Annotated in this window: 21 protein-coding genes; 10 read left to right on the top strand and 11 right to left on the bottom strand. The window is 64.5% G+C overall.

The genetic code is table 11. The features are described 5' to 3' along the window. Positions 1 to 64 precede the first annotated feature (64 nt). Positions 65 to 2,218: a glycine--tRNA ligase subunit beta gene (gene glyS / locus DPM35_RS03660; protein ID WP_112125933.1), complete on the top strand. Its 2,154-nt coding sequence runs from the start codon at positions 65 to 67 to the stop codon at positions 2,216 to 2,218. Between the two features lie 223 nt (positions 2,219 to 2,441). Continuing rightward, positions 2,442 to 2,735, top strand: coding sequence for an ATPase (locus DPM35_RS03655; protein WP_112125932.1), 294 nt, complete (start codon positions 2,442 to 2,444; stop codon positions 2,733 to 2,735). A gap of 65 nt (positions 2,736 to 2,800) precedes the next feature. Here DPM35_RS03655 and DPM35_RS03650 read toward each other — a convergent pair whose 3' ends face one another. Further along, entirely contained in the window at positions 2,801 to 3,190 is a 390-nt protein-coding gene (locus tag DPM35_RS03650; protein ID WP_112125931.1) for a hypothetical protein, read from the bottom strand. Between the two features lie 173 nt (positions 3,191 to 3,363). Continuing rightward, on the bottom strand, positions 3,364 to 3,894 hold the full coding sequence (locus DPM35_RS03645) for a hypothetical protein (protein ID WP_112125930.1): 531 nt from the start codon (positions 3,892 to 3,894) through the stop codon (positions 3,364 to 3,366). Between the two features lie 273 nt (positions 3,895 to 4,167). On the opposite strand from DPM35_RS03645, the gene DPM35_RS03640 reads away from it, so the two are divergent. The 3 genes from DPM35_RS03640 (at position 4,168) to DPM35_RS03630 (ending at position 7,392) form a co-directional block, all read left to right on the top strand. Beyond that, the gene (locus DPM35_RS03640) at positions 4,168 to 5,130 is read left to right on the top strand and encodes an L-threonylcarbamoyladenylate synthase (RefSeq protein WP_245431413.1); all 963 of its coding nucleotides are present in this window, start codon (positions 4,168 to 4,170) and stop codon (positions 5,128 to 5,130) included. A gap of 75 nt (positions 5,131 to 5,205) precedes the next feature. Beyond that, on the top strand, positions 5,206 to 6,639 hold the full coding sequence (locus DPM35_RS03635) for an FAD-binding oxidoreductase (protein WP_112125928.1): 1,434 nt from the start codon (positions 5,206 to 5,208) through the stop codon (positions 6,637 to 6,639). A gap of 186 nt (positions 6,640 to 6,825) precedes the next feature. Next, positions 6,826 to 7,392: a DUF6101 family protein gene (locus tag DPM35_RS03630; RefSeq protein WP_112125927.1), complete on the top strand. Its 567-nt coding sequence runs from the start codon at positions 6,826 to 6,828 to the stop codon at positions 7,390 to 7,392. Between the two features lie 167 nt (positions 7,393 to 7,559). On the opposite strand, the gene ubiA is transcribed toward DPM35_RS03630, so the two are convergent. Next, positions 7,560 to 8,543: a 4-hydroxybenzoate octaprenyltransferase gene (ubiA, locus tag DPM35_RS03625; RefSeq protein WP_112125926.1), complete on the bottom strand. Its 984-nt coding sequence runs from the start codon at positions 8,541 to 8,543 to the stop codon at positions 7,560 to 7,562. Between the two features lie 51 nt (positions 8,544 to 8,594). Next, positions 8,595 to 9,506, bottom strand: coding sequence for a LysR family transcriptional regulator (locus DPM35_RS03620; RefSeq protein ID WP_112125925.1), 912 nt, complete (start codon positions 9,504 to 9,506; stop codon positions 8,595 to 8,597). Positions 9,507 to 9,597: 91 nt separating this feature from the next. Between DPM35_RS03620 and DPM35_RS03615 the strand changes: the two genes are divergently transcribed. Continuing rightward, on the top strand, positions 9,598 to 10,392 hold the full coding sequence (locus tag DPM35_RS03615; protein WP_112125924.1) for a phytanoyl-CoA dioxygenase family protein: 795 nt from the start codon (positions 9,598 to 9,600) through the stop codon (positions 10,390 to 10,392). A 201-nt stretch (positions 10,393 to 10,593) separates the two neighbouring features. After that, positions 10,594 to 11,874: a phosphoribosylamine--glycine ligase gene (gene purD / locus DPM35_RS03610; RefSeq protein ID WP_112125923.1), complete on the top strand. Its 1,281-nt coding sequence runs from the start codon at positions 10,594 to 10,596 to the stop codon at positions 11,872 to 11,874. Between the two features lie 9 nt (positions 11,875 to 11,883). On the opposite strand, the gene melA (DPM35_RS03605) is transcribed toward purD, so the two are convergent. The 6 genes from melA (DPM35_RS03605) to melA (DPM35_RS03580) all read right to left on the bottom strand — a co-directional run bounded on the left by melA (DPM35_RS03605) (position 11,884) and on the right by melA (DPM35_RS03580) (position 20,876). Next, positions 11,884 to 13,254 carry an alpha-glucosidase/alpha-galactosidase gene (gene melA, locus DPM35_RS03605; protein WP_112125922.1) on the bottom strand — a complete coding sequence of 457 codons (1,371 nt, stop codon included), beginning with the start codon at positions 13,252 to 13,254 and terminating at the stop codon, positions 11,884 to 11,886. Between the two features lie 21 nt (positions 13,255 to 13,275). Next, positions 13,276 to 14,946, bottom strand: coding sequence for an ABC transporter ATP-binding protein (locus DPM35_RS03600; protein ID WP_112126230.1), 1,671 nt, complete (start codon positions 14,944 to 14,946; stop codon positions 13,276 to 13,278). A gap of 10 nt (positions 14,947 to 14,956) precedes the next feature. Further along, positions 14,957 to 16,093, bottom strand: a complete 1,137-nt coding sequence (locus tag DPM35_RS03595) for an ABC transporter permease (RefSeq protein WP_112125921.1) — start codon at positions 16,091 to 16,093, stop codon at positions 14,957 to 14,959. Next, a complete protein-coding gene (locus DPM35_RS03590) occupies positions 16,094 to 17,101 on the bottom strand; it encodes an ABC transporter permease (RefSeq protein WP_112125920.1) in 1,008 nt (335 codons plus the stop codon). Between the two features lie 126 nt (positions 17,102 to 17,227). Further along, positions 17,228 to 19,312 (bottom strand): ABC transporter substrate-binding protein, encoded by a 2,085-nt coding sequence (locus DPM35_RS03585; RefSeq protein WP_112125919.1) that lies wholly within the window; start codon positions 19,310 to 19,312, stop codon positions 17,228 to 17,230. A gap of 97 nt (positions 19,313 to 19,409) precedes the next feature. Next, positions 19,410 to 20,876, bottom strand: a complete 1,467-nt coding sequence (gene melA, locus DPM35_RS03580) for an alpha-glucosidase/alpha-galactosidase (protein WP_112125918.1) — start codon at positions 20,874 to 20,876, stop codon at positions 19,410 to 19,412. 214 nt (positions 20,877 to 21,090) lie between these two features. On the opposite strand from melA (DPM35_RS03580), the gene DPM35_RS03575 reads away from it, so the two are divergent. Further along, the gene (locus DPM35_RS03575; RefSeq protein ID WP_181591905.1) at positions 21,091 to 21,966 is read left to right on the top strand and encodes an AraC family ligand binding domain-containing protein; all 876 of its coding nucleotides are present in this window, start codon (positions 21,091 to 21,093) and stop codon (positions 21,964 to 21,966) included. A gap of 9 nt (positions 21,967 to 21,975) precedes the next feature. Here DPM35_RS03575 and DPM35_RS03570 read toward each other — a convergent pair whose 3' ends face one another. After that, a complete protein-coding gene (locus DPM35_RS03570; protein ID WP_181591904.1) occupies positions 21,976 to 23,139 on the bottom strand; it encodes a glycoside hydrolase family 25 protein in 1,164 nt (387 codons plus the stop codon). 251 nt (positions 23,140 to 23,390) lie between these two features. Here DPM35_RS03570 and DPM35_RS03565 point away from each other — a divergent pair, with 251 nt between their 5' ends. Both DPM35_RS03565 and DPM35_RS03560 read left to right on the top strand, forming a co-directional pair. Beyond that, positions 23,391 to 24,275, top strand: a complete 885-nt coding sequence (locus DPM35_RS03565; protein ID WP_112125916.1) for an AraC family transcriptional regulator — start codon at positions 23,391 to 23,393, stop codon at positions 24,273 to 24,275. A 287-nt stretch (positions 24,276 to 24,562) separates the two neighbouring features. After that, positions 24,563 to 25,645, top strand: coding sequence for an ABC transporter substrate-binding protein (locus DPM35_RS03560; RefSeq protein WP_112125915.1), 1,083 nt, complete (start codon positions 24,563 to 24,565; stop codon positions 25,643 to 25,645). Positions 25,646 to 25,706 lie beyond the last annotated feature (61 nt).

Raw genomic sequence — 25,706 nt, 5'->3', positions numbered from 1 at the left:
CCGCCACCCCGCCCCGGCGCTACGCGCCGACCCTCCCCATCAAGGGGAGGGTGGGAGCTTAACTATGCCTGACCTGCTCTTGGAACTTCGCTCCGAGGAAATCCCCGCCCGCATGCAGCGCAAGGCTGCCGGCGACCTCAGGAAGATGCTGACCGACGGTCTGGTCGAGGCGGGTCTCACCTATGAGGCGGCGCGCGAATATTGGACGCCGCGGCGCCTGGCGCTCGACATCCGCGGCCTGACGGCGCGCTCCAAGGACATCCGCGAAGAGATCAAGGGTCCCTCGACCACGGCGCCCGAGCAGGCGGTGCAGGGTTTCCTGCGCAAGGCCGGCCTGTCGTCGATCGCCGAGGCCCATGTCCACTCCGATCCGAAGAAGGGCGATTTCTACGTCGCGCACATCGCGAAGCCGGGCAGGGCGGCCGAAGAGATCATCGCCGAGCTGGTGCCGGGCATCATCAAGAGCTTCCCCTGGCCGAAATCGATGCGCTGGGGGCCGGCCTCGGCGAAACCCGGCTCGCTGCGCTGGGTGCGGCCGCTGCAGTCGATCGTCTGCACCTTCGGCCCGGAGACCGAGGAGCCGGTCGTGGTCGATTTCGAGATCGACGGCATCAGCGCCGGCAACGTTACCTACGGTCATCGCTTCCATGCGCCGGGCCCGATCACCGTGCGCCGCTTCGACGACTATGTGGCGAAGCTCGAAGCGGCCAAGGTCGTGCTCGACGCCGACCGGCGCAAGGAGATCATCCTAGCCGATGCCCGCAACATCGCCTTCGCCAACGGCCTCGACCTCGTCGAGGACGAGGGCCTGCTGGAGGAAGTCTCCGGCCTGGTCGAATGGCCGGTCGTGCTGATGGGCGAGTTCGAGCAGGATTTCCTCACCATTCCGGGCGAGGTCATCCGCCTCACCATCCGCGCCAACCAGAAGTGCTTCGTCACCCGGCCGCGGGGTGCGTCCGACGATCTGTCCAATCGCTTCATCCTGGTCGCCAACATCGAGGCGACCGACGGCGGCAAGGAAATCGCCTACGGCAACGGCAAGGTTGTCAGGGCGCGCCTGTCCGACGCGCTCTATTTCTGGAAGACCGATCAAGGCGACCTGCCCGACCTCGACCAGCTCGTGGAGTCGGCGGCGAAGTTCGACCTGGATCTGAAGAAGCCGCTCGACCAGCGCATGGCGCGCCTCGACCATCTCAACGTGACCTTCCATGCCAAGCTTGGCACGCAGGGGGAACGCGTTGAGCGTATCAAGAAGTTGGCGATAGAGCTTGCCCCGATCGTCGGCGCCGATGGCGCGCTTGTTGCCCGCGCGGCTGTGCTCGCCAAGGCCGATCTGCAGACCGAGGTGGTCGGCGAGTTTCCTGAATTGCAGGGCGCCATGGGCCGCAAATACGCGCTGCTGCAGGGCGAGCATGCATCCGTGGCTGCGGCCGCCGAGGAGCACTACAAGCCGCAAGGCCCTTCTGACCGCGTGCCGACCGATCCGGTCTCGGTTGCGGTGGCGCTCGCCGACAAGCTCGACACGCTGACCGGCTTCTGGGCCATCGATGAGAAGCCCACCGGCAGCAAGGACCCGTTCGCTCTCCGCCGAGCAGCACTTGGCGTCGTCAGGATCCTCATCGAGAACCGGATTCGTCTGGCGCTGACGTCGGTCTTCGCCAAGGCTTTTGCAAACTTCAAAGGCGGCGCGGATCAGTCGTTCGACCTCCTCGCCTTCTTCCACGATCGCCTGAAAGTCTATCTCCGCGACCAGGGGGCGCGGCACGATCTGATCGATGCCGTCATCACGCCGCAGTCCGACGACCTGCTGCAGATCGTGCGCCGCGTCGAGGCGCTCGGCTCCTTGCTCGACACCGAGGAGGGCAAGAACCTGCTCGCCGGCACCAAGCGCGCCGCCAACATCCTGACGGCGGAAGAGAAGAAGAAAACACTGGTCGCCGAGACGGTTGAGCCGGCTCTGTTCCGCGACGGTGCGGAAAAGAAGCTCTTTGCCGCGGTGAATCAGGCCGAGAAGGAAGCCGGCCAAGCAATTCAAAACGAAGATTTTTCCGCCGCCATGCTGGCGCTTAGCGTGTTGCGCGAACCGGTTGATTCATTCTTTGAAGGCGTTCTCGTGAATGACGAGGACCAGGCCGTGCGTGCCAACCGCCTGGCGCTGCTTGCCCGCATCCGTGCCGCCACCGATCAGGTCGCGGATTTTTCAAAGATCGTCGGCTGACAGCGCGAAATTCGCGCGGTTGAGGCCTGCTCGTATTCGCTAGGGTACGGGCAGGCTTGAACAATTTTGCGTCCGAAATTTAGTGCGCCGGAGCCGGCTTACAGTCATACGGCGATGACATCCGCGTGGGACAACCGATGCATGTCGCCCCGGAAGTGTGCAGCGGTTCCGGGACAACGACATGCATCATATAAAAAACGTTCCCAAACCACGGAGGCATACCATGAATTCCGTTGACGATATCGACCTGATTGAAGAGACCCCGGCCGCCGCCGAGGCCGTCGAATCCGCTTCCATCCTCGACCACGCTGCCGCCGCGGCCGTCGAAGCCACCGACCTGTCCGAGGACGACGAGGAAGACGGCGACGACGAAGACGGCGACGAGGAAGACGGCGAGGACGAAGACGACGCCGACGAAGAAGCCAAAGCCTCGGGCGATGACGAATCCGACGATGAGGATGAAGACGCCGAGGACGAAGACGAGTCGGACGACGATGACAAGGAAGAGGCGGCCTGACCCGTTTCCCGTCATCTGAAAAATGCGGGGCGGCGCGTCAGGCGCCGCCCTTTTTCATCAGCATCTCAATCTTCCACGATGCTGACCCGCACGCTGTCGGAATAGACATCCACCTCGATCAGCGGTTCGCCATTGATGATGGCGCGCCGGGTCGCGCTGCTCATGGCGCTGCCGCGTTCCAGCATGCGCTGCAGGTCGGCGCGCGAGCCGTCGCTGCGGAACCAGGCATCGCCCTGGTCGTCGCTGTCGCGCCGGTGGAACTTGTGCCAGTTGGCGCGGTCCTGCCGCACCATCTGCGCCGCGCTGCTCAGCGGATAGCCGTCGCTGGCGCGATGGTCGCGATCGGAAATCCGCGCCACGTAAGAGCCGAGCATATCGTCGGCACGCGCCGAACCCGCGCCCAGCACTGTTGCCGCCACCAGCCCGGCAACGGCCATTGCTTTCGAAACAGTCATGGAACCCCCTTTGAAATGCCAGTGCCATCGTGCCCGGTCCCGATGACGGGATTCGGACACACGAGAGCAATTCCAGGGAAAGTGTGAAGCGGTCAGACTTCGCCGTAGCCTTCTGTCCGGAATTGCGTCCCGACAAACAGCGCCTAGCACATCGGGATGGCGTCCAGTGTGATTTACATCGCCTTGCCGACGCGCGGCAGCGGCTGGGCATTTGGCGGTTGCGCCCTTTGCTGCGCGCCGCCCGACGCATTGGCTGTCGCGGTCGGCTGGTTGCCGGCCTTGCTGTTGCCCTTCGAGGCGGAGGCCGTGCCGTTCGGCGGCGTTGCCGTCGAAGTGCCGTTTGCCGGCGTGGTGGCCGCAGGCGTGGTGGCCGCGGTTGCCGGTGCTGCGGGCTTGGCCGACGCGGTCGCGGCGGGCGTTGCGAAGGCGCCGCCGACAATGCCGCCGCGGATGATCATCGGCGCCGACTCATGCCCGGACTTTTCGGGAATAGCCGCAACCTTTTCGTCGGTCACCGCGGGCATGGGGTCGCCGAGCGCAATGATCGACGGCGCGGTGAGCGCCGAGAGTTTGGCCGGATCGATCGCGTCCAGCCTGACCACCGAAGGCGTCGAGGTCGAGACACCAAGCACGACGATCGACGAAGCATGCGCCGCGCCGTTCATTGCCAAAAGGCCGATGCCGAACGCTCCGAGCAAACGCATTACGAAAACTCCCCAGCCGGTAACCACCGCCCCGCACCTTAAGGCCGGCAAATTGAAGCCGGCTTGCGCGGAAACTTAACATTTTAGGGATTGATAAATCGCCAATGCGCGCCCTTGCCCGGTGGAAGCGGCCGTATTACGGGACCGGCATGTCTAAAGCGCGTCGCGTTGAAATGGATTCAATCGACGCGCTTTAGGTTTTGCTTCATGCATGTTGTTGTCCCAAAACCGCTTCACACTTTTGGGCAACATGCATCAGGAATGGTGGCAAATTTGGCTGAGATAGTGGCGGTTGGCGAGGCGCTTGAGCGGGCTTTGGCGTTGCTTCAAGCCGGCGACGTCGTCGCCATCCCGACCGAGACGGTTTACGGCCTGGCTGGCGACGCCACCAACGGTGTCGCCGTTGCGCGTATTTTCGAGGCCAAGGGCCGGCCGCGCTTCAACCCGCTGATCGCCCATGTCGCCGATCGCGCCATGGCCGACCGCATTGCCGGCTTCGATCCCCTCTCGGCAAGACTGGCCGAGGCCTTCTGGCCCGGCCCGCTGACGCTGGTGCTGCCGCACCGCGCCGACAGCGGCATCCATCCGTTGGTCACCGCCGGGCTGGACACGATCGCGCTGCGCATGCCGCGCGGGTTCGGTGGCGAGTTGATCGCGCGGCTCGGCCGGCCGCTCGCCGCCCCCAGCGCCAATTCCTCCGGCAGGATTTCCGGCACGACGGCGCAAGCGGTCGCCGCCGATCTCGGCGGCAGGATCAAGCTGGTCGTCGATGGCGGCGCGACGCCCGTCGGTCTGGAATCGACCATCGTCAAGGTCGAACACGGCGAACTGCGGCTGCTCAGGCCCGGTGGCATCGGCGCCGAGGAGATCGAGGCGGTGGCCGGCGCGAAACTGTTGCGCGGCGCTGCCGGCATCGAGGCGCCCGGCATGCTTGCCTCGCATTACGCGCCGGGTGCGGCGATGCGGCTCAATGTTCAACAGATCGTGAGGGGCGAGGCATTGCTTGCCTTCGGCCGCAGCCGCGCCGAGGGCTGGCAGGATGCAGCGGCTATACGCAATCTCTCCGAGGCCGGCGACTTGCGCGAGGCGGCAAGCAACCTTTTTGCGGCCATGCAGGCGCTGGACCGCAGCGGCGCCACGACCATCGCTGTCGAGCCGATCCCTTTCGAGGGGCTGGGCGAGGCGATCAACGATCGGCTGGCGCGGGCCGCCGCGCCGCGCGACAAGACTGCTTGAGCCATCTCTTTGTTTTGATGCAATTCCGGGCGGAACCGCTTCGCACTTTTCCTGGAATTGCTCTAGTTTCAGATCATGAACGACCAGCCCTTCGATCTCGACCCCGCCGTCATCGACCGCTTCGCGGCGATCGTCGGCGACAAATATGCGCTGCGCGACCAGGCCGACATCGCCCCTTACATCACCGAACGGCGCGGCCTCTGGCATGGCCGCACATCGCTGGTGCTGAGGCCGGGCAGCGTCGAGGAAGTGAGCCGCATCATGCGGCTTGCCACCGAGACCGGCACGCCGATCGTGCCGCAGAGCGGCAATACCGGGTTGGTCGGCGCCCAGGTGCCGGACAAATCCGGCCACGACATCGTGCTGTCGCTGTCGCGGCTGAACCGCATCCGCGAGATTGACGTCCTGTCAAACACGGTGACCGTCGAGGCAGGGGTGATCCTGCAGACGCTGCAGGAAGCCGCCGACGCTGCCGACCGGCTGTTTCCGCTCTCGCTCGCCGCGCAGGGCTCATGCCAGATCGGCGGCAACCTCTCCTCCAATGCCGGCGGCACCGGCGTGCTTGCCTATGGCAATGCGCGCGAGCTCTGTCTCGGCGTCGAGGTGGTGCTGCCGACCGGCGAGGTGTTCGACGACCTGCGCAAATTGAAGAAGGACAACACCGGCTACGACCTGAAGAACCTCTTCGTCGGCGCCGAAGGCACGCTCGGCGTCATCACCGCCGCGGTGCTGAAGCTGTTCCCGAAGCCGAAGGGCAGGGAGGTCGCCTTTGCCGGCCTGCCGTCGTCTCCGAAAGACGCGCTCTCGCTGTTCACTTTGGCGATGGACCGGGCCGGCGCCTCGCTCACCGCTTTCGAATTGATCGCCAGAAGGCCTTACGATTTCACGCTGAAGCACGGGCAGGGCATCACGCGGCCGCTGGCCGACGACTGGCCGTGGTATGTGCTGATGCAGGTTTCGTCCGGACGCTCCGAGGAGGACGGCAAGGCGCTGATCGAGGAGATCCTGTCGGCCGGCCTCGAGCAAGGCATCGTCGGCGACGCGGTGGTGTCAGCAAGCCTGGCCCAGGGCGACGCCTTCTGGAATTTCCGCGAGACGCTCCCTGAATGCCAGAAGCCCGAGGGCGCCTCGATCAAGCACGACATATCGGTGCCGATCGCCTCGATCCCCGACTTCATCGAAAAGGCGGCCGGCGTGGTGGAAGGCGTCTGCCCCGGCGCGCGCGTGGTCTGCTTCGGCCACATGGGCGACGGCAATCTTCACTACAACATCTCGCGCCCCGTGGACTGGCAGGACGAGCCGTTCCTCGAGCTCTACCACCCGATGAACAAGGCCGTGCACGATGTCGTGCGCTCCTTCCACGGCTCGATCTCGGCCGAGCACGGCATCGGTCAGTTGAAGCGCGACGAGCTCCTCGCCACGGCGCCGCCGATGGCCATCGACCTGATGCGCCGGGTGAAGGCCGCCTTCGATCCGGCCGGCATCATGAACCCCGGTAAGGTTATCTGATCCTTCCGATGTCTGGTGGGCGGTCGCATTCCGATAACCATCGGCCCCGATCAGCAAAATTTAACCGACTTTCTTAAGCGCGCCGGTAAGAAGCGAGCGCTAATGTTTCTTCCCATAACGAGGCCGGAAAAACCGGCCCTGAGAGAACCGGAAAACGGCCCTCAGGAGTAACAGGGAAGACATTCGATGAACACTGGATTGAAGCCAGTCTGGGCCGGCCGCAACATGCGTCTCGACCCGTTTCGCCTGCCGCAGATGGTGAGCTATGCCACCCGCGACGACTATGGCGATGTCACCTTCACCATCGACCAGCGCGGCGCCGTCATCCGCCGCATGCTGGAGATGAGCGGCGTGCCGGCGATCATCGCGCTGCCCGCCAAGGCGTTCCGCGGCGTCGCCGCGCGCGCCATGGAGGATCCGGACGGCAACGTCACGGTGACGCTCGAACTCCTGCACAATGATCCGATGCTGTCGGTGCCGCTGCTGGTCGCAGACGATCTCGAGGACGTCGCCGCCGACTGGCGCGCCTGGGCCGATGCCTATCGCCTGCCGATGCTGCTGATCGAGGCCGACGGCATTGCCCGCACGCTGGAAGAATCGCTCGGCGCCGCCATCAAGGCGCGGACGCCGCAGGAGCGCCGCAAGGGCCGTGTCTCCACCACGCGCCGCCCGCGCTTCCTCGCCCGCCGCAAGGCCGGCAATCTGGGCCTGAGGCTCGTCATCGACGGCCAGGAGATCATTGCAAGGGAGTAGCGCGGCGCCCTCTCCTTCTCCCCTTGTGGGAGAAGGTGGATCGGCGCGTAGCGCCGAGACGGATGAGGGGTGTTCCAGCGGAGTGAGACGCTGGCTTTCCCTGGAACACCCCTCATCCGTCGCCTTCGGCGACACCTTCCCCCACAAGGGGGGAAGGGGGAGCCCCGCTACACCAGCGGCTTAAGCCATATCCACACCGAGCCGCCGATCAGCCCGAGGAAGATCAGCCAGCCGACCTGGTTGTTCGACTTGAACAGTTTGAGGCACTGGTCCGGATTGTTGATGTCGAGCCGGATGATCTGGCGCGCCATATGCGCGCCGGCGGCGATCAGACCGGCCAGCGCCACGATCGGCACCTGTGCGGAGGCGAAGGCGATGGCGAAGCAGATCAGCGCGCCGCCGTAGAGCCCGCTGAGCCACATCTTGGTGTTGTCGCCGAACAGCCGCGCCGTCGAGCGCACGCCGACGATGGCGTCGTCTTCCTTGTCCTGATGCGCATAGATCGTGTCGTAGCCGATCACCCACAGGATCGAGCCGATATAGAGCATGATCGCCGGGTCATCGATGTCGCCGAACTCAACCGCCCAGCCCATCAGCGCGCCCCAGGAGAAGGCTAAGCCCAGCACGAATTGCGGCCAGTTGGTGATGCGCTTCATGAAAGGATAGACGGCGACGATCGCCAGCGAGGCGATGCCGAGGGGAATGGCGAAGCTGTTGAACTGCAGCAGCACGGCCAGGCCCACCAGCGCCTGAATGATGACGAAGATCCAGGCCTGGCGCCGCGTCACCTTGCCGGCGGGCAGCGGCCGCGAGCGGGTGCGCTCGACCTGGTTGTCGATGTCCTCGTCGGCGAGGTCGTTGTAGGTGCAGCCGGCGCCGCGCATGGCGACGGCGCCGATGAAGAACAAAAGCAGATACCAGGGCGCCGGAAGCAGCGTCAGCAGCGGGTCGGTCGCGCGCGGATATGCGCCCGCGGCGAGCGCCGCCGACCACCAGCAGGGCCACAAGAGCAGCTGCCAGCCGATCGGTCGGTCCCAGCGCGCCAACTGCGCATAGGGCCAGAGCCAGCGCGGCAGCACCCGATAGACCCAATGGCCGCTCGGCGCGTCGGCGACACGGCCCTGGATCGCTTTCGACTGGACGGTTTCCATCACGCCGGAGTGGCAGCAGCAGGCGGCCCCGTCAAGCGGACGCGTTGTCGCTCAAGCAGTGAAAACATCGTGACCGGCAAACCATGCCTTGGCGACCTCGATGAAGGCCGTGGCCGCCTTCGACAGGCGCTGGCGCGTGTCGTGCGTCAGGATGATGCGCTGCATCGGCAGCGGGTCCGAGAGCGGTTTGCAGACCAGCGGCAGGCCGTCATAGCTGCGGTCGCCATAGGGCCTCGTATAGCTGACCGCGACTCCGAAGCCGTTGGCCACCATGGAGCGCTGCAGCTCGAACGAGCTGGTCGTCGCCCGCGCGATCGGCGACAGGCCGCGGCTGAGGAAGAGATCCAGCATATGCTGCCAGCTGTGCGGCTGGTCGGTGGTGATCAGCGGATGCGCCGCGAGCTCCGCCAGGCTGACGGCATGCTTGTCCGCCAGCACATGGCCGGCGGGAAGAAGCGCGTGCGGCCGCAATTCATGCAGCAGGATGCGCTTGAAATGCCCTGGCAGGCCGAGATCGTAGGTGAGGCCAAGATCGACGGCGCTGTCGGCCAGCCGCCGCCCCAGCGTCTCGAAGGTCTCGTCGCCGATGACGACCGTGACGGCCGGGCAGCGCTCGGCGAAGGCGCGCATCAGCGCCGGGGCGAAATAGGGCGCCAGGTCCTCGAAGCAGCCGAGCACCAGCTCGCCGCCGATATCGGCGTCGCGCGATCCGAGCGCCGCCAGCTCGTCCGCCTCGCCCAGCACCTGCCTCGCCTTGGCGGCGGCCCTGCGGCCGAAGGAGGTCAGCGCAACGCCGCTGCCGCGCTGGCGCACGAACATTTTCTGGCCAAGCGCCTCCTCGACATGGTCGATCGCCACCGAGATCGACGGCTGCGACACATTCAGCGCCTGGGCTGCCGCGGTCACGCTGCCATAGCGGGCCACGGCGACGACATAGCGCAATTGAGCGAGCGTGAACTTCATAGGCAAAAACTATAAGTAAGATGACAAGTTATTATTTTACGTGATGTGACGCTCTTGCGATAGTCGGTCATCGAACAAGCAGGAGAGCACGATGGCCAGCCCCAAGATCGACGCCGCGACGATTGCCGATTACCAGCGCGACGGCGCCGTGTGCATCCGCGGCGCCTTCAAGGACTGGGTCGATGTCATCGCCGCAGGCATCGAACGAAATATCCAGAACCGCAGCGCTACCGCCTCCGACATCGCCGGCGGCAAGGGCAGCTTCTTCGACGACTACTGCAACTGGGAGCGCATCCCGGAATTCGTCAGGATCGTGCGGGAATCGCCGGCCGCCGAACTCGCCGCCGCCGTCATGCAGTCGCGCAGCGCCCAGTTCTTCCACGACCACGTGCTGGTCAAGGAGCCCGGCACGCAGAAGCCGACGCCCTGGCACCAGGACATTCCCTATTACTTCGTCGACGGCAGCCAGACGGTGAGCTTTTGGATCCCGATCGATCCGGTGAAGGAGGCGACGCTGCGGCTGATCGCCGGCTCGCACAAGTGGGAAAAGATGGTGCTGCCGGTGCGCTGGCTGAACGACACCAATTTCTATGCCGGAGAGGGCGATTATCTGCCGGTGCCCGATCCCGACAACGACCCGTCGATGAAGGTGCTGGAATGGGAGATGGAGCCGGGCGATGCCATCCTGTTCGACTTCCGCACGGCGCATGGCGCGCGCGGCAACATGACGCCGGCGCGACGCCGGGCGCTGTCGCTGCGCTGGGTCGGCGACGACGCGCATTATGTCGAGCGCCCCGGCCGCACCTCGCCGCCCTATCCCGGCCACGACATGAAACCCGGCCAGAAGCTGCGCGAGGACTGGTTCCCGGTTATCTACCAGAGCTGAGCGGCCTTGCCTCGTCATCCACGGGCGAAGCGGGAACGAAGCGGCCGCGCAGACCCGAGGGTCCATGCCGTTACCTTCGCCAGGGCGTGCAACGCTGCTTTACCGTGCGCAATTGCCGCCAAAATGCCAAGACGCCTTGACCCGCCGCCCTCGGACCAATAGCGGGTTCCAAGCAGAGACGATCGGCAGCAAGAGGTGGCCATGAACGTTCTTCTTCTCGGCTCGGGCGGCCGCGAACATGCGCTTGCCTGGAAGCTCTCCGCCTCGCCGCTGCTGACGAAGCTTTATGCCTCGCCCGGCAATCCGGGCATCGGCCGTGTCGCCGAACTGGTGAAGCTCGACGTCGCCGACCATTCCGCGGTCGCCGCCTTCTGCCAGGAAAAGAAGATCGAACTCGTCGTGGTCGGCCCGGAAGGCCCGCTGGTCGCCGGCATCGCCGACGACCTGCGCGCCTGGGGCATCCGCGTCTTCGGTCCGTCCAAGGCGTCGGCGCGGCTCGAGGGCTCGAAGGGCTTCACCAAGGACCTTTGCGCCAAATTCAACATTCCGACCGCCGCCTATGGCCGCTTCGGCGATCTTGCCTCGGCCAAGGCCTATGTCGAGAAGACCGGCGCGCCGATCGTCATCAAGGCCGACGGGCTCGCCGCCGGCAAGGGCGTCACCATCGCCATGACACTGGACGAGGCGAACGCCGCGCTGGAAGCCTGTTTCGACGGCGCATTCGGGGCCGCCGGCGCCGAGGTCGTGGTCGAGGAATATCTGACCGGCGAGGAGGCGAGCTTCTTTTGCCTGTGCGACGGCGCCACCGCGCTGCCCTTCGGTACCGCGCAGGACCACAAGCGCGTCGGCGACGGCGATACCGGGCCGAACACCGGCGGCATGGGCGCCTATTCGCCGGCGCCGGTGATGACGCCGGAAATGACCGAGCGCACCATGCGCGAGATCATTGAGCCGACCATGCGCGGCATGGCCGAGCTCGGCGCGCCCTTCGCCGGCATCCTCTTTGCCGGCCTGATGATCACCGACCAAGGGCCGAAGCTCATCGAATACAACACCCGCTTCGGCGATCCCGAATGTCAGGTGCTGATGATGCGGCTGAAGGACGATCTGCTCGTCCTGCTCAATGCCGCCGTCGACGGCCAGCTCACGCATATGTCGATCCGCTGGAGCAACGAGACGGCGTTGACCGTGGTGATGGCGGCGCGCGGCTATCCCGGCACGCCGGAAAAGGGCTCCGTCATCCGCGGCCTCGACAAGGCGGAAGGCGAGAGCGTTCAGGTCTTCCATGCCGGCACCGCCATCAATGGCGGCGCGCTGGTCGCCAATGGCGGCCGCGTGCTCAACGTCACGGCAACCGGCAAGACGGTCGGCGAGGCGCAAGCAAAGGCCTACGCGGCTGTCGACCGTATCGACTGGCCGCAGGGCTTCTGTCGACGCGACATCGGCTGGCAGGCCGTGGCGCGCGAGAAAGCCGGCGCGTAATCCCGAATTTCAGGCCGCCGCGCTCTTGCGCCCGCCGCGCGCCCAGGCCGGCAGCCAGTCGCCATGCGCGGCGAGCAGGTCGTCGACCAGCGACCAGATCTGGTCGAGGTCGAGCTCGGCCGCGGTGTGCGGATCCATCATGGCCGCGTGGTAGATGTGCTCGCGATTCTCGCTCATCAGCGCCCGCACCGTCAGCTCCTGCACATTGATGTTGGTGCGGATCAGCGCCGTCAGCTGCGGCGGCAGGTCGCCGATGTAGGTCGGCTGGATTCCGGAGGCATCGACAAGGCACGGCACCTCGGCCGCGCAGTCGAAAGGCAGCGAGGTGATGCAGCCATTGTTGCGGACATTGCCGTAGATCACCGACGGCTCGCCGGTCCACACCGAGTTCATGATTGAGGAGGCGTATTCCCTGGACTGCTCGACCTCGATCCGTTCGGCCGACCGGTAGGCTTCCGCCTGTCCCTTCCAGCGCTCGATCTGCTCGATGCACCGTTTTGGATACTCGTCGAGCGGAATCCCATATTTCTCGATCAGGTCGGGCCGCCCGTCCTTGATGAAATAAGGTGTGTACTCAGCAAAATGCTCCGAGCTTTCGGTGACGAAATAGCCGAGCCGGGTCAGCATCTCGTAGCGCACCTTGTTCGGGCAGCGCGGGTTCCAGCCCGGCTTCGGCGCGCGGCCTTCGCGATAGGCGCGGACAAGGTCCGGATAGAGGTCGCGATAGGAGCCGTCCGCCTGGCGATGCTCGAATTTGAGATAGAACGCCATGTGATTGATGCCGGCCGAGCGGTATCGGATCTCCTCATAGGGAAGGTCGAGGTCGTGCGCCAATTCCATCGCCGTGCCCTGCACCGAATGGCAGAGCCCGACCTGCTTGATCGTCGGGTATTTCTCGGCGATCGCCCAGGTGTTGATCGCCATCGGGTTGACATATTGCAGCATGATCGCCTCCGGGCAGACGGCGAGCATGTCCTCGCAGATCTTCCACAGATGCGGCACGGTCCTCAGGCCCCGCATGATGCCGCCGACGCCCAACGTGTCGGCGATGGTCTGGCGCAGGCCGTATTTCTTCGGCACCTCGAAATCGGTGACGGTGCAGGGCTCGTAGCCGCCGATCTGGAAGGCGACGACGACGAAGTCGGCGCCTTTCAGCGCCTTGCGCCGGTCGGAATAGGTCTCGGCCTTCGCCTTGACGCCGAGCGTCGCGATCAGCTTGTTGACGACGACGGCGCTCTCTTCCAGCCGCTGCGGATTGATGTCCATCAGCGCGATCGTCGCGCCCGACAGCGCCGGCCGCTGCAGCACGTCGCCGACGATGTTTTTCATGAACACCGTCGAGCCGGCGCCGATGAACGCGATCCTGGGATTTCTAACCACTGTAAGCCTCCGGCACTTGATCTACGCCACCTCGAAAGCGGCCCTGACGAGCCGTTCGGTGTAGGCGGTCTTGGGATTGGAAAGGACCTCGTCGACGGGTCCCTGTTCGACGATCCTGCCATGCTGCATGACGATGACGCGGTGGCAGAGCGCCCGCACCACCTTGAGGTCGTGCGAGATGAACAGATAGCTCAGGCCGCGCTCGTCCTGCAGCTTGCGCAACAGGTCGATGATCTGCGCCTGGACGGAAAGATCCAGCGCCGAGGTCGGCTCGTCGAGCAGGATGAATTCCGGCTCCAGCGCGATGGCCCGCGCGATCGCGATGCGCTGCCGCTGGCCGCCGGAGAATTCATGCGGGAAGCGAGACAGGATGTTGCCCGGCATGCCGGCGCTGGTGAGAGCGTCGCGCACCCGCTCGACCCGCTCGCGCCGCGTCGCGCCCAGCCTGTTGACGACCAGCCCTTCCTCGATGATCTGGCCGATCGTCATGCGCGGATTGAGCGAGGAGAACGGGTCCTGGAAGACGATCTGCATGCGCGAGCGCAGCGGCCGCATCTCGCCGCGCGACAGGCTCTGGATCGGCTTGCCGTCGAAGCTTATTTCGCCGCGCTTGGCATCCTGCAATCTGAGCAGGGCCTGGCCGAAGGTCGTCTTGCCGGAGCCGGATTCGCCGACCAGCCCCAGCGTCTCGTGGCGGCAGAGCTTCAGGTCGAGATCGTCGACAGCGACCAGCTCGCGCCAGTCGGGCTTCAGGAACGTACCGTGGCGCAGCATGAAGCAGACACGCACGCCGTTCGCCTCGAGGATGGCGCCGGAACCCTTCGGCAGCGGCTGCGGCCGGCCGTGCGGTTCGGAAGCCAGCAGCCGCTGCGTGTAGGGATGCTGCGGATTGGCAAAAAGCCGCTCGGTGACGTTGTGCTCGCGCATCTCGCCATGCTGCATGACATAGACGTAGTCGGAGAATTTGCGCACCACAGTGAGGTCGTGGGTGATCAGGATCACCGCCATCTTCAGCTCCTTCTGAAGATTGCGGATCAGGTTGAGGATCTGCGCCTGCACCGTGACGTCGAGCGCCGTGGTCGGCTCGTCGGCGATCAGCACGTCGGGATCGTTGGCCAGAGCCATGGCGATCATCACCCGCTGCCGCTGGCCGCCCGAGAGCTGGTGCGGATACTGCTTGAGCCGCGCTTCCGGCTCGGGGATCTGGACATGCTTGAGGAGCTCGAGCGCTCGCGCCCAGGCCTCCCTGCGACTCACCTTGCGATGCACCCTGATCGCTTCGACGATCTGGCTGCCGACCGTATAGATCGGGTTGAGCGAGCTCATCGGCTCCTGGAAGATCATCGAGATGCGGTTGCCGCGCAGCTTGCGCCGGGCGGCCTCGGGGAATTTCAGGATATTCTGGCCGAGATAGTCGACGCTCGACCGTGGCGACACGGTCGCCCGCCGCGACAGCAACCCCATGACCGTGCGCGCGGTCACCGACTTGCCGGAACCGGACTCGCCGACGATGGCGATGGTCTCGCCGCGATAGAGCTGGAACGATACGTCCTTCACCGCCTCGACGGTGCCGTGCTCCACCTTGAAGGCGACCTCGATGTTGCGGGCGTCGATGATGGGCTGTTCATGGCGCCCGTCATGGTCGAGCCGGACGGCGGGTGCGAAATTCTCTGCGAGCGCGATTGTCGTCATCCCGGCCACCTCAATAAGGATCGACGGCATCGCGCAGACCGTCGCCCAGCGCGTTGAAAGCAAACACGGTGACCAGCACGAAGCCGACCGGCGACAGGATCCACGGATAGGTGCCGATGACCGAATAGGTCGCGGTGTCCTGCAGCATCAGCCCCCAGGAGATCAGCGGCGGCTTCACGGCGAAGCCGAGGAAGCCGAGAAAGGCTTCGAGCAGCACCACGGTCGGGATGGCGATCGTCACCGCGACGATCACATGGCTCATCACATTGGGGAAAATGTGCTGCATGATGATGCGCCGGTCGGTGGCGCCGACCGCCATGGCGGCGCGCACATAGTCGATCCGCGCCAGCGCCAGCGTCTTGCCGCGCACTTCGCGCGACATCTGCGCCCAACCCAGCGCCGACATGACGATGATGACGAAGCCGAGGAAGACGTTGGTCGGCGCCGTGACCGGGATCAGCGTCGTCAGCGCCAGATAAAGCGGCAGCTGCGGGAAGGCGAGCACCAGCTCGACGAAGCGCTGCATCCAGACATCGAACTTGCCGCCGAAATAGCCGGAGACCATGCCGACGGTAGTGCCGATCAGCGTGATGATGAAGACCACCGTCAGCGCGATCATCAGCGAAACCCGCGAGCCGTGGATGGCGCGCGAGAGCACGTCGCGGCCGAACTTGTCGGTGCCGAGGATATGCACCGGCTGGCCGTCCATCGAGGCGAAGAAATGCCGGTCGGCCGGGATCAGCCCGAACAGCCTGTAGGGCGCGCCCTCAACGAAGAAGCCGAGCAGGCGCGGATTGTCGTAGTCGGGTCCGACGATCGGCTGGAAGGTAACCGGATCGAGATCGGCCGAGTCGGCCAGCGCATAGATTCTCGGCCGGAAGGTGAAATTGCCGTCCTTGTCGTGAAAGCTCGGCACCTGCGGTGGCGCGAAGGCGACATCGGTCGCCTTCGGATCCGAGGGTGCGATGAAATCCGCGAACACCGCCATGACAAGCAGCAGCACGACCAGGAAGAGCCCGGCCATGCCGGTCCAGGAGCGCTTTAGCCGGCGCCAGACCAGCGCGATGTAGCTCTCATTGCCATGCGCCGGCTCGGCGATGGTCACGCCTTCGGCTGGCGGCGGCGGGGATGGATCGCGCGCCAGCATCTAGCGCTCCCCGAACTGGCGCACGCGCGGATCGAGCAGGACCAGCAGCAGGTCGGCGATGATATTGCCGACGATGAGCGTCGCCGAGAGCACCATCATGAAGGTCGCGGTGACGTAGACGTCGCCGACCGCCATCGAGCCGACGATGGCCGGGCCGACGGTCGGCAGCGCGAAGATGATCGCCGTCTCGATCTCGCCGGTGAGCATATAGGGCAGCACCACGCCCTGATACATCACCAGCGGATGCAGCGCGTTGGGCACGGCATGGCGCATCACCACGGCGCCGCCGGTCAATCCCTTGGCCTTGGCCGTCTCGACATACTGCATGTTCAACGTGTCGAGCAGATTGCCGCGCATGACCCGCATGTTGTAGGCGAGGCCGCCGAAGGTCGCGATCGCCACCACCGGCCAGACATGCTTCACGAGGTCGACGAACTTCGCCCAGGACCACGGCGCGCCGCCATATTGCGGCGAGAAGAACGAGCCGATCTCCGACACGTTGAACTGGAAGACCAGCAGATAGACGATGATCAGCGCCATCAGGAAGCGCGGCACCGTCATGCCGAGGAACGAGATCGCCGAAAGTGTCGAGTCGATCCAGCTATACTGCCTTGTCGCCGCCCATATGCCGAAGGTGATGCCGAGCACCGAGGCGAGCAGGTGGCAGACCAGCGCCAGCAGCAGCGTGCGCGGCAGGCGTTCACCCACTACGTCAGCCACCGGCTTGTTGTAATAGAGGCTGTAGCCGAAATCGCCGCGCGTGATGATGCCGCCGATCCAGTTGAAATACTGGACAGGCAGCGGCTTATCGAGGCCATGTTCGACGCGATAGGCCTGCGCCTGCGCGTCGGCTTCGGCGTAGGAGGCGCCGCCCTGGTTGATCAGCTGCGACTTGATGTAGTCGGCATAGTCGCCCGGCGGTGCCTGGATGATGGCGAAGGTGACCAGGCTCAATATGGCGAGAACTGGGATCGCCGAGGCGATGCGCATGAGCAGGAACCGCAGCATCGGATCGTCCGCCTTCTTGTCTGCCCGCCGCTCCCCTGGGGTGCGTTCGGAGGTTTCGTTTGTCCGGCCGCGCCGCGACGCGGCCGGACGTCTCTCGTCAGGGGAGGTAAACCTTACATCGAACTCCTAATCCATTGGACCCTTGTCACCCGGCTTTCCGGGCAGCTCCTGCGGGAACAGTTCATACTTGGCCTGCTTGTCCGCCTTGACGAACACGCGCTCGCGCATGATCGAATCCTCGGCCCAGTTGAACATGAAGATCGGCGTGCCCTGCGGGATGTTGGAGAAGCGCTTGTTGATGATCAGCGCGCCCGGATATTCCGTCAGGCCGACATTGTAGACATGCTCGGTCGAGATCTTCTGGAACTTTCGCATCAGCTCGGCGCGCTGGTCGTTGTCCTGCGTCGAGACGAACTTGTTGACGATGTCCACGAGGTCCTTTTCGAAGGGCATCAGGTCGACCTGGCCGCTTTCCGGCGCGCGATGGTTCCAACTGGTCTTGGGCCCGACCGGCGCCAACTGCTCGGTGTTTTGGACGACGGAGGTGAGCTCGGTTTCGTTTCGCCGGATCAGCCAGTCGAAGCGGCCGGAATATTGCGTGGCATCGCGCTGCGTGCCGTTAAGCCCGTTGAGCACGACCCTGAGGCCGAGCTTCTCCATCTGCGCGACCACGCCTTCGGCAAGGCTCTTGTCGGTGGTGTAGTCGTTGTTGACCAGCATCACGATCTCGACGTCCTTGCCGCCGGCGGTGCCGGCCGGGAAGTTCACGATGCCGTCGCCGTCGGTGTCCTTGAGACCGGCCTTGGCGAGCAAGGCTTTCGCGCCTTTGAGATCGAAGGGGTAGTAGACCGTCGACTTGCGGTCGTAGAAGCTGGTGCCGGATGAGAAGCCGCCCGGATAGATGGCGGTGAACGGACCCTTGACCAGAGAGTCGCCCAGCGCCTTGCGGTCGAGCGCCATGGTGACGGCCTTGCGGAAGTCCTCGTTGCGGTTCAGCTCGCGGATCGCCTGGCCGCGTTCGTCCGGGTTGCCCCAGCCATTGGCGGAAAAGTTCATGCGCAGATTGTAGCCGATGAGACGCGGGCCGAAGGCGAGGCGCGCCGGCGCGTTTTTGTCGGCCGCGCGTTTCAGCGAGGCGACGAAGTTTTCCGGCTGCTCGAGGTTCGAGAAGTCGCCTGAGCCGGCAACAGCCTGCACGTCGCGGTCGGCCCAGGTCGAGAGCTTGTAGTGCAACTCGTTGAGATAAGGCAGTTGGTTGCCCTTCTCGTCGACCTTCCAATAATAGGGGTTGCGGCGCATGACGATGATGTCGTCCGGCCTGTATTCCACCGGCACCCAGGCGCCCATCACCGGCATGTTCATATATTCCGGCGGGAACGCGTTCTTGAACTGGTCGTAGGTGTTCTTCGAATATTTCGGATGCTGCGGCTTCAGGATGTGCGAGGGACCGGGGCAGAAAGTGCCGTAGGCCATGGCATAGAGATATTGCCGCGGGAACGCCTCCTTGAACGTCCACTCGACGGTGTAGTCGTCGATCTTCTTCAGCGTCGTGCCGACGCCGAAAGTTTCCGGCGTGGCGCCGTTGAGCGGCGAGACGTTCGGATCGACGACCTCGTCGTCCCAGTAGAACATGACGTCGTCGGCATTGAAGGGCGCGCCGTCGGACCATTTGGCGCCTTCGATCAGATGCATGGTCAGCTTGTGGCCGTCGCTCGACCAGTCCCAGCTCTTGGCGAGGTTGGGCAGCGGCTCGGTGTCCTTGGCCTCGACCTGGAACAGCGGCGCCGTGCGCGTCAGGCATTCGGACAGGCCGATGTCGATGCCGCCCCAGCCTTGCGTCTGACCGGCACCGTAGTTCCAGCCTTCCGGCCGGCCGCCGATGACATGGCGCATCGTGTCGCCATAGACACCGATGCCGTCCGGCATGTTCTCGGTCTTGAAGACCAGTGGCTCCTTCGGCAGCCTGTCCTTCACCGGCGGCAGCTTGCCGGTCTTGACGTATTTCTCGGTCACCCAGTCCGGCTCGTGATATTCGGGCAGCGCTTTGAACTCCAGGATGGAGTCGCGCGCCACATAATGGATCTTGCCTTCGGCCGGGAATGTCGCGGGCTCCGGCGGGATCGTCGGCTCGGAAGCGAAGGCGTTGAGCGCATGGACCGAAACGCCGAGCATCAGCCCGGCGGCAATGCCAGTTCTACGAAAAGTCCTCATAGTCTCCTCCCAGATGTTTTGGACGTCTGCTGCTGCCCGCCTCTTGTGAGTGTCTTGCGGACGTTCCCCCTGCGAATTCGCCTGCTTGCCGGCGATCTCAGCCGGCCTGTTTCAGTGCCGCTTTTTCGGCGCGCAATTCCTCGATCGAGCGCACGCTGCGGCGCGCGGCGCCTGCCCATTCGCGGGTCTTGACCTTGGATTTCGAAAGCCGCTCCTTCGCCGCCGGAACGGCGTGCGCATATTGCGGCAGCCATGCGGCTTCAGCGACCACCATCTCGTCCACCATCTGCCAGACCTCTTCCGGCGTCGACACGGCGCCGACCAGCGGATCGTGCAGCACGGCGAGCTTCAAGAGATCGATGTCGCCGGCGATCGCCGCATGCACCGACATGCGCTGCACGTTGATCGAGGCCATGCAGGTGGCCGCGCAGGCTTCGGGCAGCGTGATGCCGGCCGCCATGTTGATGCCGAAACGGTCGACGAAGCCGGGCGATTCGATGATCGAGTCCTGCGGCAGGTTGGTGATCACGCCGTTGTTCTTGACGTTGAAATGGCCGCGATAGACGCGGTTGGTCTCCAGCGCCTCGAGGATGTGGCTGGCATGCTCGTTGGAGCGTTTTGCCGGGTCGATCGGCTTAGACGCCGCTTCGAGGAATTGCGGATACTCCGTCTCGAACCAGTTGCGGGTCTCGGTCGAGTAGCGCAGATAGCCGCCGGTCTCGCCGTGGATCCAGTCGGACATGTCGATCCAGCGCGTGATCTCCTCGGGGCGCTTGCGGTACCAGGGCAAATATTCGGAAAGATGCCCGTTGCTTTCGGTCGAATAGACGCCGAAGCGCTTCAGCACGTCGATGCGCAGTTTTTCCTGCTTCGAATAGACCGGATGCGCCTCGAAGGCGGCCACCAGTTCGTCCTTGCCGATCGTCCGGCCGTTCAGCTTGAGCTCGATGAACCAGGTCTGGTGGTTGATGCCTGAACAGACATAGTCGAGCTCTCTGGATGACTTCGCGCCGAGCACCTCGGCGATCTGGGCGGCACCGTGCTGCACGCCGTGGCAGAGGCCGACCGTGTCCACCTTGCCATACTCGATCGCCGCCCAGGTGTTCATGGCCATAGGGTTGGCATAGTTGAGGAATTTCGCGCCGGTCGCGGCGACCTCGCGGATATCCCGGCAGAAGTCGAGGATCACTGGAATGTTGCGCTGGCCGTAGAGGATGCCGCCGGCGCAGATCGTGTCTCCGACGCACTGGTCGATGCCATATTTCAGCGGGATGCGGATGTCGTCGGCATAGGCTTCCAGCCCGCCGACGCGCACGCAGCTGATGATGTAGCGCGCACCCTCCAGCGCCTCGCGGCGGTTCGTGGTAGCCGTAACTTTGGTGGGCAACTTGTTCGACTCGACGATCCGGTCGAGGATCGCCTTGATCATCCCGAGATTGTGCTCGCTGATGTCGGTCAGCGCGAATTCGATGTCCTGGAATTCAGGCACGCACAGAATGTCGGTGAACAGCTTCTTGGTGAACCCGACGCTGCCCGCGCCGATAATAGCGATTTTGAAGCTCATCACCTTCACCTCGATCCGTTCGAATGCTAGGCAAGGAGCAGCAAGGAAGGATACGGCCGCGCGATCTTACGCACGCGCCGCTCAAAGCCGGAAATCCGGCTCTTTCTCCTCCCGCCCGCTCCTCGACCGCGGGTCTTTCGCGTTCTGAGAAGTTGGATTATGCCCTTATTGGCGGGCACCGCCAGAGAAGGATTATGCTTTCGAGGGTAATTTTGTGCTGCGTGACCTGATCGCCAACGGAGAGCTGATGCGGACGATTTCGCTGCCGCGCGGGCGCCAGCGGCTGCATGCCATGCCGACAAGCACCGGTTATGAGGTGCGCGAGGACGAAACCTACGACTGGGATGGGAGAAAGCGTGGCCAGACCCCGTTCACGGTGCTGCAGCATACGATCAGCGGCACCGGCCAATTGCGCTACGAGAACCGCAACTACCGTCTGCAGGCGAACGACACGCTGCTGGTTCTGGTGCCGCACAACCATCGCTACTGGTTGGCCAAGGGCGACCGCTGGGAATATTTCTGGATCTCGATGAACGGCGAGGAGGCGCTGCGCATCCACAAGTCGATCCTCAGCGTCTCCGGCCCGGTGTTCCGGCTGCAGCCGGCGACCATCGATCACCTTGCCGATTGCAGCCTGCGGCTGATCAAGGGCGCCGCTTCGCCCGGCGCGGCGTCGGCGATCGCCTATGAGGCGGCGATGGCGCTCTATGACGATGTCTTCGGCTCGCCCGCCTTCGCCGAGAAGCAGAGCGCCATGCAGCCGGTCATCGACCACATCAACGCCAATCTCGACAAGCCGCTGCCGGTGGCGGAGCTCGTGGAGATCAGCGGCCTCAGCCGGGCCCATTTCTCGCGTTGTTTCGCCGAGAGCGAGGGGCTGCCGCCCGCCGAATTCGTCCTGCAGCAGCGGCTGCAGCGCGCGGCCAAGCTGCTCACCAAGGCCGATTTCCTGCCGGTCAAGGAGGTCGCGGTGCTGTGCGGTTTCGAGGACGCGAACTACTTCTCCAAGGTCTTCCGCCGCTGCTACGGCATTAACCCGACGCAGTTCCGCACCACCGGCATGTATGCCAGCCTGGGCAACCATCGCTGATCCTGGGCCTCAATGCCGCCTGTGGTCGAGAGCGGTCGACGCGGTCTTGACCGGATCGGCGGCGGCGGCAAAGGCCGCGTCGATCTGTTCGGGTGTGCGCTGCTCGGTCCGCTTCCAGGCGACATATTGCACGATGCCGAAGCTCGGCCGCTGCGGCACCGTCTTCACCACCGGCATGCGGAACCCGTCGCGGAATTTCTCCCAGCGCGCGCCGAGCACCGCGACCATTTCCTCGACCGTCGGCGGCGTCGCCACATCGGCATAGGTGATGGTGACCTTGCCGGCGAGGGCTTTTTCGCGCGAGAGCGGCACAGGGATTGAGGCGAGGTAGTCGGTCGGCACGTCGAGCAGCCCGCCAAAGGCCCATTGCTGGCGCAACTGGTCGGCGCTCATCGGCGCGACACTGACGTCGATGTCGTTGGGCGTGCCCGGCACACGATAGGGGCAGCGGAAACGGCCGCAATTGGCCTGCGCCGAGAATTGCCACAGCGCGTAGCCCTGCCAGTTGCCCATCGGGAAATGTACGTCGATGTCGGGCTTGTAGCGCGCATACCAGAGCGGCAGGCGCGACAGCAGGCGATACTGGTAACGATTGTCGGCGATGTACTGGGCGGTCTTGCCGTTGACATAGAGCACCGGGAAGCGGCCGAGGCGGCGATGCACCTGGCGCACGAATTCCTCCGCGTCTTCCAGCGACATCCATTGCGTCGGATCGATGCCTTCGATGTCGAGGGCCATCAGCTCATCGGGCGCAGGCTCGGCGAAGTCGATGAAGTTGTTGGCTTGCTCGACCGGATTGCCGGGCCGCGCGAGATGATAGGCGCCCCATTTCAGGCCGAGCGCCTTGGCCACCACCTTGCGCGTCTGGAACAATTCGCGCGTCACCGCGTAGCGCTTCCACTGCGCCTTGCAGAGTTTGACGTCGGCCTCGGCGCCGAAGCAGAAATAGGGCGGCGGCAGCCCGTCGGACGCCTTGTTGACGAAGCCGGCGACGCGCTTGTCGGTGACAAGCTGCTGCCAGTCGATCGAATTGTACTCGTAGGCGTCGATCACCAGCGGGCGGTCGGCATTCTTCCACGGCTCGGAGAAATCCGAGGCTTTTGCCGCCGTACCCAACGCAACCGCCGCAGCGATCAGCGCCAGGCGGCGAAGAAGGCGCGCCGGCTTTTTCAATCGGGGTGTCCCCACTGACCAGGGAACGATCCTGAACCGCTATGGTTAAGGAAGTGCTTTCAAACATCGGCTTGCTTCGATCCGCTCCAACACGTCAAAAAAGTATCGGTCGGGTGGACAAGCCGTGGTGGCAGGGGCTTCGATTGCCGCCTAAGCTTTCAATCATGGCGGCCAGTGGGAAGAGACGGGCCCGCCTGACGAAGCGCAGCAACCGGTCACAAGGCCGGACCCGCGCGGGGAGGAAAATGAACATGAATCCGGACCTGGAAGTCGTCCAGATCAGACAGGGAGAGTCGTTCAAGGCCTGGGCCCACGGCTATCCTTTCCGCACCGTGCGCTGGCACTTCCATCCCGAATACGAACTGCATCTCGTCGTCGCCACCACCGGCCGCTATTTCGTCGGCGATTTCATCGGCGAGTTCGAGCCAGGCAATCTGGTGCTCACCGGGCCGAACCTGCCGCACAATTGGGTCAGCGACGTGCCGCCCGGCGAGACCGTGCCGCTGCGTGGCCGCGTCGTCCAGTTTTCGGAAGAATTCATCGCCGGTGCTTCCGCCGCCTTGCCCGAGCTTGCCGCTTGCGCCGGCATCCTCGAGACCAGCCGCCGCGGCGCGCTCTTCTCGCTGGCGACGGCCGAGCTTGCGGCGCCCCTGCTGGCGGAGTTGACCGAGGCGCAGGGCGTGCGCCGCCTGTCGCTGTTCATGGCCGTGCTCGACATCCTGAACCGCGCCGGCGATGTCCGCACGCTGGCCAGCGCCGGCTATCTGCCCGACCCCTCCGGCTTCATGTCGGCCGGCATCAACCAGGCGCTCGCCTACATCAACTGCCACCTGACCGAGCCGTTCAGCGAAGGGACGCTGGCCGAGATCGCCGGGCGCAGCCCGAGCGCTTTCTCGCGCAGCTTCCGCCGCCACACCGGCATGGCGCTGGTGCAATATGTCAACCGGCTGCGCATCAACCTTGCCTGCCAGCTGTTGATGAGCGAGGCGCAGATGTCGATCACCGAGATCTGCTACGCCGCCGGCTACAACAACATCTCGAATTTCAACCGCCAGTTCCTGGCGCAGAAAGGCATGTCGCCTTCGCGCTTCCGGGCCTTGCTGGCTGAGAACATCAACGCGGAGATTGCCGCCTAACAGGGAGGAAACCGGGAGGAGCTCAAAGCAATTCCGAGAGGAATTGCGTCAAGACCAAAGAGACATTCAGGGAAGGAAGAACGCGGGGTGCAGGGCACCCGGTGATGGAGATCATTTATTCTGAAATCCAGCACTTCAGGAGGATGTTTGCACGGCTTACCGGGATCGGATCGATCCTCAGCCGACTGATCATACTCCTTTCAACAGTTCGACATGCAGTCAAGGCCTGGCGCGCCGTTCACCGCGCGGGTCCTCGTGAAACCATTTCTCGGAAGGGAGACATTCGAATGACCAGACATGCTTGGAAATCGCCGTTTGCCTTGAAATCGACCATTGCGGCCGTTTTCGCCGTCTCGCTGCTCAGCAGCACGGCGGCGTTCGCTGACACCGTCACCGATGCCACGGTCGCGTTCCTGATGCCCGACCAGGCATCGACCCGCTACGAACAGCATGACTATCCGGGCTTCGTCGCCGAGATGAAGAAACTGTGCCCGGGCTGCAAGGTGATCTACCAGAACGCCGATGCCGATGCCGCGCGCCAGCAGCAGCAGTTCAATTCGGTGATCTCGCAGGGCGCCAAGGCGATCGTGCTCGATCCGGTCGATTCCACTGCCGCCGCCTCGCTGGTCAAGCTGGCCCAGAGCCAGGGCGTCAAGGTGATCGCTTACGACCGGCCCATCCCCACCGCACCCGCCGATTTCTACGTCTCCTTCAACAATGAAGGCATCGGCAAGGCAATCGCGGATTCTCTGGTCGAGCACCTTAAGGCGCTTAAGGTCGACCCGGCCGGCGGCGGCCTGCTGCAGATCAACGGTTCGCCGACCGACGCCGCCGCGGGCTTGATCAAGAAGGGCATCCATGAGGGTCTCGACAACAGCGGCTATCCGATCCTGGCCGAGTTCGACACGCCGGAATGGGCGCCGCCGAAGGCCCAGCAATGGGCGAGCGGCCAGATCACCCGCTTCGGCGCCAAGATCCTCGGCGTCGTCGCGGCCAATGACGGCACCGGCGGCGGCGCGATCGCTGCCTTCAAGGCGGCCGGCGTCGATCCGGTTCCGCCAGTGACCGGCAACGACGCGACCATCGCGGCGCTGCAACTGATCATCGCCGGCGACCAGTACAACACCATCTCCAAGCCGAGCGAGATCGTCGCGGCGGCCGCGGCCAACGTCGCCGTCAAGCTCTTGTCGGGCGAGACGCCGAAGGCCGAGATGACGCTCTACGACACGCCCTCGCAGCTCTTCACGCCGGCGGTGGTGACGCAGGAGAACCTCAAGGCCGAGATCATCGACAAGAAGATCAATACGGCCGCCGAGCTCTGCGTCGACCGCTATGCCGAAGGCTGCAAGAAGCTCGGCATCACCAACTGATCAAGTGGCATCCGGCCGCCCCGCGGCGGCGGCCGGATGCCAGGCAACAACTGTCAAGAAA

Origin of the sequence: Mesorhizobium atlanticum (assembly GCF_003289965.1) — a bacterium.
Classification (GTDB): domain Bacteria; phylum Pseudomonadota; class Alphaproteobacteria; order Rhizobiales; family Rhizobiaceae; genus Mesorhizobium; species Mesorhizobium atlanticum.
Note: the sequence above shows the minus strand (reverse complement) of the source record. Positions and strands in the feature narration are given on the sequence as shown.

Bases quoted from the DNA above. Each gene is read 5' to 3' on its own strand.
- glyS (WP_112125933.1), top strand. From the start codon at position 65: ATGCCTGACCTGCTCTTGGAACTTCGCTCCGAGGAAATCCCCGCCCGC.
- DPM35_RS03655 (WP_112125932.1), top strand. From the start codon at position 2,442: ATGAATTCCGTTGACGATATCGACCTGATTGAAGAGACCCCGGCCGCC.
- DPM35_RS03650 (WP_112125931.1), bottom strand. From the start codon at position 3,190: ATGACTGTTTCGAAAGCAATGGCCGTTGCCGGGCTGGTGGCGGCAACA.
- DPM35_RS03645 (WP_112125930.1), bottom strand. From the start codon at position 3,894: ATGCGTTTGCTCGGAGCGTTCGGCATCGGCCTTTTGGCAATGAACGGC.
- DPM35_RS03635 (WP_112125928.1), top strand. From the start codon at position 5,206: ATGAACGACCAGCCCTTCGATCTCGACCCCGCCGTCATCGACCGCTTC.
- DPM35_RS03630 (WP_112125927.1), top strand. From the start codon at position 6,826: ATGAACACTGGATTGAAGCCAGTCTGGGCCGGCCGCAACATGCGTCTC.
- ubiA (WP_112125926.1), bottom strand. From the start codon at position 8,543: ATGGAAACCGTCCAGTCGAAAGCGATCCAGGGCCGTGTCGCCGACGCG.
- DPM35_RS03620 (WP_112125925.1), bottom strand. From the start codon at position 9,506: ATGAAGTTCACGCTCGCTCAATTGCGCTATGTCGTCGCCGTGGCCCGC.
- DPM35_RS03615 (WP_112125924.1), top strand. From the start codon at position 9,598: ATGGCCAGCCCCAAGATCGACGCCGCGACGATTGCCGATTACCAGCGC.
- purD (WP_112125923.1), top strand. From the start codon at position 10,594: ATGAACGTTCTTCTTCTCGGCTCGGGCGGCCGCGAACATGCGCTTGCC.
- DPM35_RS03600 (WP_112126230.1), bottom strand. From the start codon at position 14,946: ATGACGACAATCGCGCTCGCAGAGAATTTCGCACCCGCCGTCCGGCTC.
- DPM35_RS03595 (WP_112125921.1), bottom strand. From the start codon at position 16,093: ATGCTGGCGCGCGATCCATCCCCGCCGCCGCCAGCCGAAGGCGTGACC.
- DPM35_RS03590 (WP_112125920.1), bottom strand. From the start codon at position 17,101: ATGCTGCGGTTCCTGCTCATGCGCATCGCCTCGGCGATCCCAGTTCTC.
- DPM35_RS03585 (WP_112125919.1), bottom strand. From the start codon at position 19,312: ATGAGGACTTTTCGTAGAACTGGCATTGCCGCCGGGCTGATGCTCGGC.
- melA (WP_112125918.1), bottom strand. From the start codon at position 20,876: ATGAGCTTCAAAATCGCTATTATCGGCGCGGGCAGCGTCGGGTTCACC.
- DPM35_RS03565 (WP_112125916.1), top strand. From the start codon at position 23,391: ATGAATCCGGACCTGGAAGTCGTCCAGATCAGACAGGGAGAGTCGTTC.
- DPM35_RS03560 (WP_112125915.1), top strand. From the start codon at position 24,563: ATGACCAGACATGCTTGGAAATCGCCGTTTGCCTTGAAATCGACCATT.